Origin of the sequence: Paenibacillus nasutitermitis (assembly GCF_014641075.1) — a bacterium.
In the GTDB taxonomy this organism is placed as follows: Bacteria; Bacillota; Bacilli; order Paenibacillales; family Paenibacillaceae; genus Paenibacillus_Z; species Paenibacillus_Z nasutitermitis.
Genome location: NZ_BMHP01000002.1, coordinates 642,448 through 654,916, shown reverse-complemented (window position 1 = coordinate 654,916; position 12,469 = coordinate 642,448). Strand labels below are relative to the sequence as shown.

Here is a 12,469-nt window from a genome sequence, read left to right as displayed (position 1 = left end):
CGAAACGCTACAGAAGCGTTTCGCATATTTTCAACAGCTAGGTGATTGATCTTCTAAAGGCAGTCTGGTAATATCTATAGACGGACTTGACTGAAGAGATGATAAGAATTCGTAATTATCCAATATGACTTTACCACGTTAGTAACCAGAAGTCAACAGCTTCTTTTGGATAGAGAGGACGATCAGGCGATGAGCGAAATCAGACAGGATTGGTCAGACGAACAGCGGCGTGTCGATGAGATTATCGAGCTTATTGATACAAGGGTAGAACGGCTGGAGAAGGAAACATTGGAATCCAAATCCGAAATGGTCGAGATACGCAAAAATTTCTGGGAAGATGTAACGGTGAATTTCGAGGATACGGCGGAAGTCGCGGAGACCTTTGCCAGCATGAAGCAGCAGGCGGAGCTGCTTTCCGAACGCGAGCGCACGCATGGACAGGCATCTGTTCAGCTGAAAACGCTCCGGAAGCTGCGGAATTCGCCATATTTCGGACGGATCGATTTTGTCGAGGATGGCGAACAGGAGGCTGATTGCGTTTATCTGGGCATTGCTTCTCTGCGCGATAAAGAGGATGAAAATTATTTGATCTATGATTGGAGAGCCCCCATCTCCAGTCTTTATTATGATTATCCGCCGGGACCTGCTCAGGTGGAGACCCCGATGGGAACGATACAAGGGGAGCTGATAGTAAAGAGGCAGTTTGTCATCCGGGACGGAATCATTATCAGTCTGTTCGATACGGGAGTCACCATCGGGGACGAGCTGCTTCAAGAGGTGCTCGGCAGGCAGTCCGATGCCCAGATGAAAAGCATCGTGGCCACTATTCAGGGCGAGCAGAACCGGATCATCCGCAATGAGCGCAGCCGGCTGCTGCTTGTTCAGGGTGCGGCGGGAAGCGGCAAAACCTCTGCGGCGCTGCAAAGAGTGGCTTATCTGCTTTACCGGTACCGGGGGATACTAAAAGCGGATCAAATCGTATTATTTTCTCCTAACCCGATGTTCAACAGCTATGTCTCTACCGTGCTGCCGGAGCTTGGCGAGGAAAACATGGAGCAGACCACCTTCCAGGACTACCTGTCCTATCGGATCGGGAAGACCTTCAAGCTGGAAAATCCCTATGCCCAGCTTGAATATGCATTGACGGGACTGAATCAACAGGGTTATGAGGCGCGGATGGAGGGTATCCAGTACAAGGCTTCAGGCGAATTTGTCGCAATCATGGACCGTTATCTGGCTTATCTGGGCGAGCAGGGGCTGCTTTTTCGCTCTCTCGTGTTCATGGGAGGAGCAGTCGCAACTGCCGAGGCAATCGCGGAATCCTTCTACTCCCTGGACGCGGGCATCGCCGTTCCAAACCGGCTGCGCCTGGTAGCGGAGCATCTGCTGAAGCGCCTCAGCGAACGCCAGCAGGACGCTCGCAAGGAGCATTGGGCCGCGGATGCCATCGAGCTGCTTGACAACGAAGCATATGTCAGAGCCTTCCAGAGCCTGAGGCGGAATAAACAATATTCCGGCTCCACCTTTGACGATCATGACCGCGAGCGTGACCTGCTTATCGATTATGTGATCCGGAAAAATTTCAAGCCGCTTCGCTCTCGCGTGAAGAAGCTTGCTTTTGTCAATCTGAAAGCGACTTACCGACAGCTGTATGCCGATCCCGCTTTTGCCCGGAAGTTTGCCCTTGAAGCCGGTTGCAGCCTTCCGCAGCGTTGGGAGGAGATTTGCGGAGCGACGCTCGAGCGTCTGGACCGCGGTGAAATGGCCTATGAGGATGCGACTCCTTATTTGTATCTGGTTGAACGGGTTCGCGGCTTTCAGACAAACACTTCCGTGCGCCATCTGCTGATTGACGAAGCGCAGGATTATACGGCTTTTCAATTTGCTTTTCTGAAGCGGCTGTTTCCGCACAGCAGGATAACGGCGCTCGGCGATCTGAATCAGTCGATTAATGCCCATAATGCGGCTGGTACCAGCGGTTTCAAAGCATTGTCGGACCTGTATCAGCCGGAAGAAACGGAGACCATCCTGTTAACCCGCAGCTATCGTTCGACCCGCCAGATTGTGGAGTTTACCAGCCGCTGCATTGAAGGCGGAGAGAAGATACAGCCCTTCAACCGCGATGGCAAAGTTCCCGGGCTGACATTGGTATCCGGGGAAGACGAGCTGCATCGGCTTATACCCGGCAGAGTCAGAGCGTTGCTGGAAGAGGGGCATCAGACGGTGGCTATTATTTGCAAAACCGCAGCCGAGAGCCTGCATGCTTTTCAAGCCTTTTCTTCGGCGCTGCCGGGTTTGCATCTGGTCGAGCGGGAAACCACCACATTTCAATCCGGCGTCGTTGTGATTCCATCCTACTTGGCCAAAGGGGTCGAGTTTGACGCTGTCATTGTCTATAATGGTTCGTCTGTGGAATACAGCCGGGAAAGCGAACGGCGGCTGTTTTATACGGTATGCACCAGAGCCATGCATGAGCTGCATTTATATGCCATTGGGAAATGGAGTCCTTTTATCCCTGCAGGAAGCTTAGCCGTCAATGGTTCTTCTGATTGAAACGAAAAATCTGGATAGCTGCCCCGTAGCAGTGGAGAGCGCTGTTCCGGATTCTGAATATCGTCGAATGGTTATTAATAAATTGGCTGCCAGACGATAAACAGATTTAGGTGGATTGAGGGAAAGCTGATGATGATGCCAACTATCTATACAGCCGAAAAAATTTTCAAATGCCATTGGATCAGTTGTATGCCCTTATGGAAAATCACTGGTTGGAAGCTTTGGAAAAGAATTGACGCATGATGGACAAAATGAAGGACAAACCATACCTGATACGCTTGTGCGTGTTGGATATGGTTTGTTTTTGCTTATTCCATTTGCTGCAGAGGTAAAGAATGGGGCTGAATGCGAAAAAAATGGACTTGTAAATTTGTTCTATCTGTTATACTGTTTATATAACAGACAAGGGAGAGGTGATGGATATGATCAAACGAACAGCGATTTTGAAGTGTCTGGCAGCAGGATCCTTGCTTGCCGCAGGAACCATGCAGCCATTCCAAGCACTTGGCGCCGGAGCAGAGAAGGCATCGGCGTCGGGCTCGATCCCGCTCAGGATTATAGCGGAATCGATCGGTGCCCGCGTGCAGTGGAGCGATTCGGACAAGCAGGCCACGATTACCCGCGGCCAGAAGGAGCTTGTAATCAAATCGGGAGCAGGCGGCGCGGAACTGGTAGAAGGCAGGATTTTTGTTGCGCTGGCTACCATCCGGCAGGGACTTGAGGTAGAGTTGGATTGGACGCAGGAGGAAGGACTGACCATTAGCCAGGAAGATATTCAGACGAGAAGCAGTTACTTTGTGTACCTGCTGCAGAACGGGAAGTTTGCGGCTGCCAAGGAAATGATGAACGCCAAGCTGCAGCAGCTCCTGCCGGAGCAATTCCTGCAAATGTACTGGATGGGCAACATCAGCGCCTTTGGTTCCCCTTCACAGCTGGTCATGCTCAGCGAGAACAAGACAGCGGTACATCATAATGCTACGCTGGGCTATCTTACAGCCGAAAAAACGCCCCTGGGCATAACCGTCCGATATGATTCGGAAGGAAAAATCGATGATCTATATATGCCTGTGATGCCTGCCGGCGCTTATCAAAAACCTTCCTACGATAATTCCACCCAATATGATGAGCAGGAGCTGGTGATCGGTCAAGGGGAGAATGCGCTGCCCGCGACATTGACGATTCCCAAAGGTGACGGGCCTTTCCCGGCGGTAGTTCTGGTTCATGGCTCGGGGCCATCCGACCGTGATGAAACCGTCGGAGCGTATAAACCGTTTCGCGATCTGGCGGCAGGTCTGGCAGCGAACCATATTGCAGTGCTGCGTTTCGAAAAGCGGACGATGGAGCATACGCTCCAGAGCGGGTTGAATCCTTTATTTACCGTAAAGGATGAATCGGTTGACGATGCATTGGCGGGAGTTAAAACGCTGCAGGGACAATCAGCCATTGATACGGATCAAATTTATGTGCTTGGCCACAGTCAAGGGGGTATGCTCGTACCCAAGATCGTGAAGGAGGATACCGCCGGAACCATCGCAGGAACGATTGTGATGGCGGGACCATCCGGGCCGCTGGAGGATTTACTTCTGCAGCAATATGAGCGCTTGCTGGAGAGAGCCAAGGAGGCGAAGCAGCCGACCGAGGCTTTGGAGCAGCAGATACAGATTTGGAAACAGACACTTACGGTATTAAAGGATCCACAATACTCCGCCGACCATGTTCCGGCAGGTTTTCAGCTTCAGAACGCCGCCTGGTGGTTTGATTTCCGCAACTATTATGCAGGAGAGTTGGCCAAGGGTCAGACCGAGTCAATGCTGATCCTACAAGGAGAGAATGACGCTCAAGTAGGTATGGACCAGTTTGAAGGCTGGAAGCAGGCGCTTAGCGGACGAGAGGATATTTCGTTCAAGTCTTATCCGAAGCTGAATCATTTCTTCGTCTCCACTGAGAAACCTTCGACTGGTGAAGAATATACGGTTCCAGGCAATATTCCCGAAGACGTGATTTCCGACATTGCCGGTTGGATCAACATGGACAAATAACCTTTTGTATAAGCGGATATGACTGCACGCATTTTCGTGCGGGCCGGACAGGCCGATTGCTTTCAGAGCACAGACTAATTAAATATGCATAAAGCTGAAGCAAGCCCGCATTGTCGAATGCGGGCTTGTTTTAAAACGATTACCATGCACGGTCATATTGCTTAGGGGGCGGGAGGGTGACGCCAAGCTCATTGGCTGCGGCAAGAGGCCAGTAGGGATTGCGGAGGAACTCGCGGCCGATAAAGATCAGATCGGCTCTCCCATTTTGCAGAATTTCCTCTGCATGCACCCCGCTTGTGATAAGACCGACTGCGCCTGTCGCGATTTGCGCTCCACGGCGGATGGTATCGGCAAATGGTACCTGATAGCCGGGATAAGAGCGGGGTGCCACGGGCACCAGGCCGCCGGAGCTGGCGTCGATCAGGTCTACGCCCTGCGCTTTGAGCCGCTGGGCGATCTCCACATAATCCTCGGCGCCCAAACCTTCCGGATGATAGTCGCTGGCAGACACTCTCACGAATAGAGGCCCTTCCCATACCGAACGTATGGCATCCGTGATTTCACCGAGGAAGCGATACCGGTTCTCCTGAGTGCCTCCGTAATGATCCTCTCTTGTATTAGATAAAGGGGAAAGGAATTCGTGAATCAGATATCCATGCGCCGCATGGATTTCCAGGCAGTCGAAGCCTGCTTCGGACGCTCTTACGGCTGAATCTTTGAAAGCCTGTACCGTTCCGGCGATCTGCTCAGCGGAAAGGGCATCAGGTGTCCGCGATTTTTCGTTGAAGGCAATGGCGGAAGGCGCTGCAATTGGTCCTTCAACCATCGCTTTTCTGCCGGCATGTGCCAACTGGATTCCCGCTTTGCTCCCCGCTTCGTGGATGCGATTCACAACCTCTTTCAAACCATCTATCTGATTATTGTCCCAAATGCCCAAATCTTGAGGGGATATGCCCCCTTGCGGTGTCACGGCGGAAGCTTCCAGTATGACGAGGCCGGCACCGCCGACGGCTCTGGAAGGGTAATGGACAAGATGCCAATCCGTTATCTTCCCGTCGCCTGCTTCGCAAGAATACATGCACATTGGTGACATGACAATCCGGTTCCTAAGTTCCATTTCACGAATTTTGTAAGGCGAGAATAACAGCATGAGCTCCACATCCTTGTTTTTTGAAGCATTATATCATATCCATTGTCGTAAAACATAAAAGCAATGGCCGCATGAATGGAAGAAGGGCAGCGCGGCGGGGTGTATCTAACCGGCGATCCTATGGAACTGGGGGAGATATACATAATGGTTATGGTTTTATCGCGAGTTAGGGTTACGGCCTCAACACTATAGACACTGGTAAGATATTTTGCTATATTGTGGGTATATAATTCCTATTGGAATACTGGAATTTATAATAAAGACGGCGAATATATTCTTTTGATAAAGAAAGAAGTGTATGATTAAAGGGGTTTGTACCTTTCGCAGGGAATATCGTACGATCCCAAGTGGAAAGAGTCTGCTTATCGCTTGCCAATAACGAAACAGGAGGTAACAACGTGACACAAATCGTAATTGTTTCCGGCAGTACCAACAAAAGCTCGAGATTATACGGATTAATTCAATATAGCCAGCCCAAGCTTGAAGAATGGGGGTATGAAATCAAAACCATTCATGTAGCGGATCTTCCAGCCGAGGATCTCATCGGCGCTAATTTTAACAGCCCGCAAATTATTGAAGCGCTCAGCTGGATTGAGCAGGCGGATGCCGTCATTATCGGCAGCCCGGTCTACAAAGCTTCCTATACCGGCGTACTAAAAACCTTTCTGGATTTGATCCCGATGAAGGGGCTGCGCGACAAAATCACGCTGCCTTTCTTCATTGGCGGCTCCATAGCGCATTTATTGGCGATTGATTACGCGTTGAAGCCGGTTATTGCGGCTTTGGGCGGTCATCATATTCTGGGCGGCGTCTATGCGGTAGATCAGGCGATCAGCCGGTTTGACAATCATGTCTTTGAAGTTTCGGAGGAAATCCGCAATCGGCTCGATGATGCATTAGGACAACTGAATGAAGAGTTGCAATGGAGAAAAACGCGCAGCAAAGAAATCTCACCGGGATGAACAGTCATGGGTACAGACATTGATTCGCAGCTGCTGCAAAAACCCGATCTGGCCTTCTATGAACATTGTTTGAATCATTATAAGCTGAACCGTGGCATCTATAATACGATCGATCAGCGATTATTTGACTGCGGTCTGGACGCGATAATAGACAGACGCAAGATGATTATCCAGTTTCTTGATTATGCGGCAATCGACCAGGGAGCAGGAACCGGCAAGTTCATCACCTTTGGTAAAGGGAAGCTTGCGGGCATTCTGAATGACTTTTTGGAGCGCAAACAGCAGGCAGTGTGACCATCCTAATCGCATGATTTGCAAACATTCCGATCCTTCGAGGACGGAATGTTTTCTTTTAATCCGGGTGTTGAATGTTGTGGTACCCAGCCGACGCTTGTGACTCTTATACAAGGAGATGAGCCTTGAATGAATATTGAAAATATGGAAGCGTTCGTCTATGTCATTCATTATGGAGGCTTTAACAAGGCTGCTGAAGCCTTGTATTTGTCGCAGCCGTCCGTAACGGCCCGTATTCAATCCCTGGAACGTGAGCTTAATTGCAAGCTGTTTGACCGGATCGGCAAGCAGATCCAGATTACGGAAGAAGGCAAGCGGTTTCTGCCCTATGCCCAGCAGCTGCTCCTGATTTACCAGAAGGGCAAGCAGAATATCAGTCAGAAGAAGTCGCTGCCGGATGAATTCCGGATCGGCTGCACGCTTTCTGTCTCTAACTATCTGATTCCTGAGCTGCTTCCGCTGTTGGGGAAATATTATCCTGCCATGCGGTTCAAAATCGTAACCGGCGTAACTGACGAAATCGTGGATAAAGTATTGAATAAAGAAGTGGATATCGGCTTTGTGCGCCATGTCAGTCATCCCAATCTGCAGTCGATCAAATTGTATGAAGACCCGATCAGGTTATATGTGTATGAAGGCCATCCCTTTCTTAAGGAACCCCGTCTGGCGATAGAAGCGATTGCCCGCCAGCAGCTTGTTTTCTTCGAGTGCGGCGCGCTGGACTGGCTCCGTATCCATCGTATCTTCGAAAACCTGGATCATCCTCCCAATATCCGGATTCAAACGGATAATTCCGAAATGGCCAAAAAGCTGGTGATCCAAAAAGCCGGCATATCTTTCCTGCCGGGATGGTGTGTGCGACAGGAAATCCGCAGCGGGAAGCTGTTTCCGATCCATTTTGCCGAGACCGAAGGCATTTCCATGCAGACGAATCTGATCGCCAATCAGGGTGAGCATGCGGAAATTCTCGCGACTATTTTGGAGATCGGCAGGGAACTCACAATGGTATAATTCACGTGGCTGCGGTTTCATCGGATTTTTTGATGTTCATATAGAACCTTTCTATAAGCTGAAGTATTGACGATGCCAAGGGCGGGGTGTAAAGTAAAGCACAACCATAATTCTTACTTAACCGGTAGGAATTATAAACTTAAATTTCGCATCATAATCGGAGGGGTTTGAAATGAAGAACGTTGCTGTTTTTAGTCTTGTGATTGCTTTCGTCCTGGTCATCTCTGCTTGCGGGAACAAGAACAATGCCGGTAGTGGCTCCTCCAATAGCGCCAATGCCGGAAGTGGCAAGTCGAACAACACCGCCGCAGGCGTCAGTGCAGTTGATGCGGCAAGGACGGATACGACTCAAGAAATCAAGAAAATCATTGTTGGAACAGGCACAGCATTTCCGAAAGTATGCTTTCTGGATGAGAACGGCAAACTGACCGGCTTTGATGTGGAATTGGTGAAGGAAATCGACAAACGTCTTCCAGGCTACGAATTCGAGCTGCAAACGATGGATTTTGCCAATTTGCTGCTCAGCCTGGATACGAAAAAAATCGACTTTGTTGCCCATGAAATGGAGAAAAATCCGGAGCGCGAGCAGAAATACCTTTTTAACAAAGAGCCTTATGCGCACTGGAAAAATAAAATCGTAGTCGCCAAGGATAACGACAGCATTCAGTCACTGGATGATCTGGCCGGTAAAAAAGTATTGACGGGCGCCACCAGCGCACAAGCTCAAATTCTGGAGAACTACAACAAGGACCATGACAAAAAAATCAATATCGTCTATCAGAATGGCGCCGCTAACGATACGGTGAGCCAATTGACGACCGGCCGTGTGGATGCAACCCTTGCAGCCGATTTCTCCTTATCCCTGATCGATCCGCAAGGCAAGCTCAAAACCGTAGGCGAACCGCTCAGCGATGCTGAAATTCTGTTCGTCTTCCGTAAAAACGACCCCGATGACCAGAAGCTGGCCGATGCGATCGACGAAGCGATCAAAGAAATCAAATCGGACGGAACGCTCTCGATACTGAGCACGACCTGGCTTGGCCAGGATTACACCTAGATGAGCAATAAATAAAAACTCCACGGAAGGTGAGATCAACAGATGGGCGAGCCTTTTGATATTTCATATGTTTTCGAGTATCTGATCAAGCTTCTGCCCACGCTGAGAATCACGCTGCTCATTGTGGCCAGCTCGATTTTGCTGGGGATTATCGTCGGATTTCTGGTGGCGCTCCCCAGGCTTTACAAAATTCCGGTGCTGCAGCGATTTTCTCAGATTTACATCTCCTTCTTCAGAGGGACGCCGATTCTGATCCAGCTGTTCCTGTTCTACTACGGTCTGCCAGAAATATTGAAGCTCGCGAATGTGGATGTATCCCGTGTACCCGTACTCTATTTCGTTATCCTGACGTATTCCCTGCATGGCGGGGCTTATATGGCGGAAGCGATCCGGGGAGCCGTCACGGCTGTAGACAGGGGGCAGGTGGAAGCAGCTTATTCAGTTGGCATGACCGGTTATCAGGCTTTTTCCCGAATTATGCTCCCTCAGGCGCTGGCGATATCCATCCCTGTCTTTGCCAATCTGGTCATCGCCACCTTGAAGGATACATCCCTTGCCTTTACGCTCGGCATTATGGAATTGACCGGCAAAGCGCAAACGCTGGGGGCATTGTCCCAGCATTTTATTGAAACGTATATTTCTTTGGCCATCATCTACTTCATCATCAGCATACTTCTGGAGAAGATGTTCAACGGACTGGAGCGCAGGTTGCTCCGGCATGAGCAGCTGACTGTCGATGCAACCACGAAAAACAGTAAAAGAAGCGTATTTTACCGGCAGGTCCTCAGCCTGCTTCGCATCCGGAGAGGGGAGTCAAGATTATGAAGCTGGACCCGTCCTTTATATGGACCGCTTTGGTCGGTCTGCTCTCGGCGCTGCCGACGACCCTGTATATTACCATTGTCTCCGTGGTTTGCGGTTTTATCATCGGTACGGTCATTGCGCTGGTCCGGATCTATAAGTTGCCCGTGCTCTCTCCTATTGCGGCATCATATGTGACCTTTATCCGGGGGACGCCGATGCTGACGCATCTGCTGCTCATTTATTTTGGATTGCAGATGATCATCGACAGCTTGGCCAATCAATTTGACTGGTCTTTCCGTTCCGCTTCGATTCCCATGATCGGGTTCGCGTATATATCCTTCTCTATCACGGCAAGTGCTTATATGTCCGAGGTGGTGCGATCAGGGCTTCTGGCCGTCAACAAAGGGCAGATGGAAGCGGCCTATTCGGTGGGCATGACGACGCCACAAGCCCTGCGGAGAGTTCTTTTTCCCCAGGCGCTTGCCGCTTCCCTGCCGAATCTCTCCAACAGCGTCATCGGCATGCTTCACGGCTCCACGCTAGCCTTTACCGTTTCGGTCGTCGATATTAACGCCCAGGCCCAGATCGTCGCATCAACGAATTGGAAGTTCTCCGAAGCCTATATTGCTGCTGCGCTGATATTCTGGGGGTTGACCTTCCTGATTGAGCGAGCTACCGGACTCATCGAGAAACGGATCAACGTGTACAACAAGGGGGGAGTCGCATGATCAAGCTGACTCAAATCAACAAATCCTTTGGACGCCAACAGGTGCTCAAGGGCATTGATCTGACGGTCAAAAAAGGCGAAGTGGTCGCCATTCTCGGCCCCAGCGGCTCCGGCAAAACAACGCTTCTGCGCTGCATCAACTACCTGGAGCGGCCCGGAAGCGGCGAAATTTCAATCGATGATTTCACCGTGAACTGCAGGAATCCGTCCAAAGCAGATATTCATAAGCTTCGGCAGAAAACGGCTATGGTGTTCCAGCAGTATAATCTGTTCCGCCACAAAACTGCGCTGGAGAATGTCATGGAAGGGCTGCTCATCGTCAAGAAGCTTCCAAAAGAAGAAGCGCGCCGGATAAGCGTCGAGCATCTGGAGAAGGTGGGACTTGGCAACAAGCTGGATGCTTACCCCAGCCAGCTCTCTGGCGGCCAGCAGCAGCGGGTCGGCATTGCCAGAGCGCTTGCATTGAATCCGGACGTTATCCTGTTCGATGAGCCGACGTCGGCTCTGGATCCCGAGCTAGTAGGAGAAGTGCTCGCCGTCATCCGCAAGATTGCCAAGGAAGGCATCACAATGATCATTGTGACCCATGAGATGGGGTTCGCCCAGGATGTCGCCAATCATGTCGTTTTTATGGACGGGGGCGTCGTAGTAGAGGAAGGTTCGCCCCAAGATATTTTCAGCTCGCCGAAGGAAGAACGGACAAGGCAGTTTCTGAAGCGCATTACGCCGGACGGTGTGTATTCCATATAAGCCAGAGCGATATAAGCCAATATTTCAGGGCCGAGAAGGTTCTGATGAATTCAGACAATGAAGACATTGTAACAGCCACTATAAGGAGCGGATGACGGATGGTGATCAAATTCGGTATTCTCGATCAAAGCATTGTATTTCCGGGGCAGACGCCGGGTGAGGCCTTAGCCAATACAGTCAAGCTGGCAAAGCTGGCGGAGTCGCTTGGGTATGAGCGGTTCTGGGTTTCCGAGCATCACGATTCGGCGCAGATGGCCGGTTCTTCACCGGAAGTGCTGATCAGCTACCTTCTGGCGCGAACGGAGAAAATCCGCATCGGCTCGGGAGGCGTGATGCTCCAGCATTACAGCCCTTACAAGGTTGCCGAGAATTTCAATGTGCTCGCATCGCTTGCTCCCGGACGCGTGGAGCTTGGCATCGGAAGAGCGCCTGGGGGATTGCCCCGGTCAACGAAAGCGCTGCAGAAGGGGCAGGCGGAATCATGGACACTGGGCGAGAAGCTGTCGGAGCTTGAGCAGTTTCTGCATGGCCCCGCGGGGGAAGAGCATCCGCTTGCGGGTCTTCAGGCGAATCCGCTCACCGAGCTGCCTGCAGCCATTCATTTGCTTGGCACAAGCGTAAGTAGCGCCGAACTGGCCGCAGAGCGGGGGTATCCCTATGCATTTGCTTTATTTATTAATAATGATCCGGAAACGGCGCTTCGCGCATTCGACGCATACCGCAGCAAATTTAATTATGAAACAGGCTCGCAGCCCAAAACCATTCTGGCATTGGCCGTCATCGCGGCCGACACGCATGAGGAAGCCGTGGAGCTGGCGGGCGAACATAAGAACATCCGGGTAACGCTGGGAAGCGGCAAGACCATCAATGTAGGGACGCTTGCGCAGGCGGAGGAATTTGCCCGGCAGGCCGGCGAAACCTTCACCTACGAAATCCGGGAAGCGGATATTACCAAAGGCACCAAAGAAACGGTCCGGGCAAGATTGCTGGAGCTGAAGGAGACCTACGGCGCGGACGAGTTTATATTTACCACGATTGTGAAGGATTTCGAGAAACGGATTCATTCCTTCCGGTTGTTGAAAGAGGCTTTTGCCGAGCTCCCTGTTCAAGAGGTGGTATGAA

The 12,469-nt window shown here is 51.0% G+C and carries 11 protein-coding genes; 10 read left to right on the top strand and 1 reads right to left on the bottom strand.

Annotated features, from left to right (window positions below; translation table 11 throughout):
• The first annotated feature begins 189 nt into the window (after positions 1–189).
• Together helD and IEY46_RS13015 are read left to right on the top strand one after the other, a co-directional pair.
• Complete coding sequence (gene helD / locus IEY46_RS13020; protein ID WP_188992433.1) at positions 190–2,553, top strand: RNA polymerase recycling motor HelD; 2,364 nt, start codon at positions 190–192, stop codon at positions 2,551–2,553.
• 422 nt (positions 2,554–2,975) lie between these two features.
• Positions 2,976–4,592 carry an alpha/beta fold hydrolase gene (locus IEY46_RS13015; protein WP_188992432.1) on the top strand — a complete coding sequence of 539 codons (1,617 nt, stop codon included), beginning with the start codon at positions 2,976–2,978 and terminating at the stop codon, positions 4,590–4,592.
• Positions 4,593–4,731: 139 nt separating this feature from the next.
• Here IEY46_RS13015 and namA read toward each other — a convergent pair whose 3' ends face one another.
• Complete coding sequence (gene namA / locus IEY46_RS13010; RefSeq protein ID WP_188992431.1) at positions 4,732–5,742, bottom strand: NADPH dehydrogenase NamA; 1,011 nt, start codon at positions 5,740–5,742, stop codon at positions 4,732–4,734.
• Positions 5,743–6,140: 398 nt separating this feature from the next.
• On the opposite strand from namA, the gene ssuE reads away from it, so the two are divergent.
• The 8 genes from ssuE (at position 6,141) to IEY46_RS12970 (ending at position 12,468) form a co-directional block, all read left to right on the top strand.
• Positions 6,141–6,704 carry an NADPH-dependent FMN reductase gene (ssuE, locus tag IEY46_RS13005; RefSeq protein ID WP_188992430.1) on the top strand — a complete coding sequence of 188 codons (564 nt, stop codon included), beginning with the start codon at positions 6,141–6,143 and terminating at the stop codon, positions 6,702–6,704.
• 6 nt (positions 6,705–6,710) lie between these two features.
• The gene (locus IEY46_RS13000; RefSeq protein ID WP_188992429.1) at positions 6,711–6,998 is read left to right on the top strand and encodes a hypothetical protein; all 288 of its coding nucleotides are present in this window, start codon (positions 6,711–6,713) and stop codon (positions 6,996–6,998) included.
• 129 nt (positions 6,999–7,127) lie between these two features.
• Entirely contained in the window at positions 7,128–8,009 is an 882-nt protein-coding gene (locus IEY46_RS12995; protein WP_188992428.1) for a LysR family transcriptional regulator, read from the top strand.
• A 172-nt stretch (positions 8,010–8,181) separates the two neighbouring features.
• Entirely contained in the window at positions 8,182–9,066 is an 885-nt protein-coding gene (locus IEY46_RS12990; protein ID WP_188992427.1) for a transporter substrate-binding domain-containing protein, read from the top strand.
• Positions 9,067–9,108: 42 nt separating this feature from the next.
• Positions 9,109–9,891 carry an amino acid ABC transporter permease gene (locus IEY46_RS12985; RefSeq protein WP_188992426.1) on the top strand — a complete coding sequence of 261 codons (783 nt, stop codon included), beginning with the start codon at positions 9,109–9,111 and terminating at the stop codon, positions 9,889–9,891.
• Positions 9,888–10,598 (top strand): amino acid ABC transporter permease, encoded by a 711-nt coding sequence (locus IEY46_RS12980; protein WP_188992425.1) that lies wholly within the window; start codon positions 9,888–9,890, stop codon positions 10,596–10,598. Before IEY46_RS12985 ends, IEY46_RS12980 begins: the two co-directional genes overlap by 4 nt.
• Entirely contained in the window at positions 10,595–11,347 is a 753-nt protein-coding gene (locus tag IEY46_RS12975; RefSeq protein ID WP_188992424.1) for an amino acid ABC transporter ATP-binding protein, read from the top strand. The genes IEY46_RS12980 and IEY46_RS12975 overlap by 4 nt, the downstream gene beginning before the upstream one ends.
• A gap of 98 nt (positions 11,348–11,445) precedes the next feature.
• Complete coding sequence (locus IEY46_RS12970) at positions 11,446–12,468, top strand: LLM class flavin-dependent oxidoreductase (RefSeq protein WP_188992423.1); 1,023 nt, start codon at positions 11,446–11,448, stop codon at positions 12,466–12,468.
• The last annotated feature ends 1 nt before the right edge of the window (position 12,469 follow it).

What these genes read in the sequence shown, in the direction of transcription:
- IEY46_RS12970 (WP_188992423.1), top strand. Translation starts at nt 11,446, where the DNA reads ATGGTGATCAAATTCGGTATTCTCGATCAAAGCATTGTATTTCCGGGG.
- IEY46_RS12975 (WP_188992424.1), top strand. Translation starts at nt 10,595, where the DNA reads ATGATCAAGCTGACTCAAATCAACAAATCCTTTGGACGCCAACAGGTG.
- IEY46_RS12980 (WP_188992425.1), top strand. Translation starts at nt 9,888, where the DNA reads ATGAAGCTGGACCCGTCCTTTATATGGACCGCTTTGGTCGGTCTGCTC.
- IEY46_RS13000 (WP_188992429.1), top strand. Translation starts at nt 6,711, where the DNA reads ATGGGTACAGACATTGATTCGCAGCTGCTGCAAAAACCCGATCTGGCC.
- IEY46_RS12995 (WP_188992428.1), top strand. Translation starts at nt 7,128, where the DNA reads ATGAATATTGAAAATATGGAAGCGTTCGTCTATGTCATTCATTATGGA.
- IEY46_RS12990 (WP_188992427.1), top strand. Translation starts at nt 8,182, where the DNA reads ATGAAGAACGTTGCTGTTTTTAGTCTTGTGATTGCTTTCGTCCTGGTC.
- namA (WP_188992431.1), bottom strand. Translation starts at nt 5,742, where the DNA reads ATGCTGTTATTCTCGCCTTACAAAATTCGTGAAATGGAACTTAGGAAC.
- IEY46_RS13015 (WP_188992432.1), top strand. Translation starts at nt 2,976, where the DNA reads ATGATCAAACGAACAGCGATTTTGAAGTGTCTGGCAGCAGGATCCTTG.
- IEY46_RS12985 (WP_188992426.1), top strand. Translation starts at nt 9,109, where the DNA reads ATGGGCGAGCCTTTTGATATTTCATATGTTTTCGAGTATCTGATCAAG.
- helD (WP_188992433.1), top strand. Translation starts at nt 190, where the DNA reads ATGAGCGAAATCAGACAGGATTGGTCAGACGAACAGCGGCGTGTCGAT.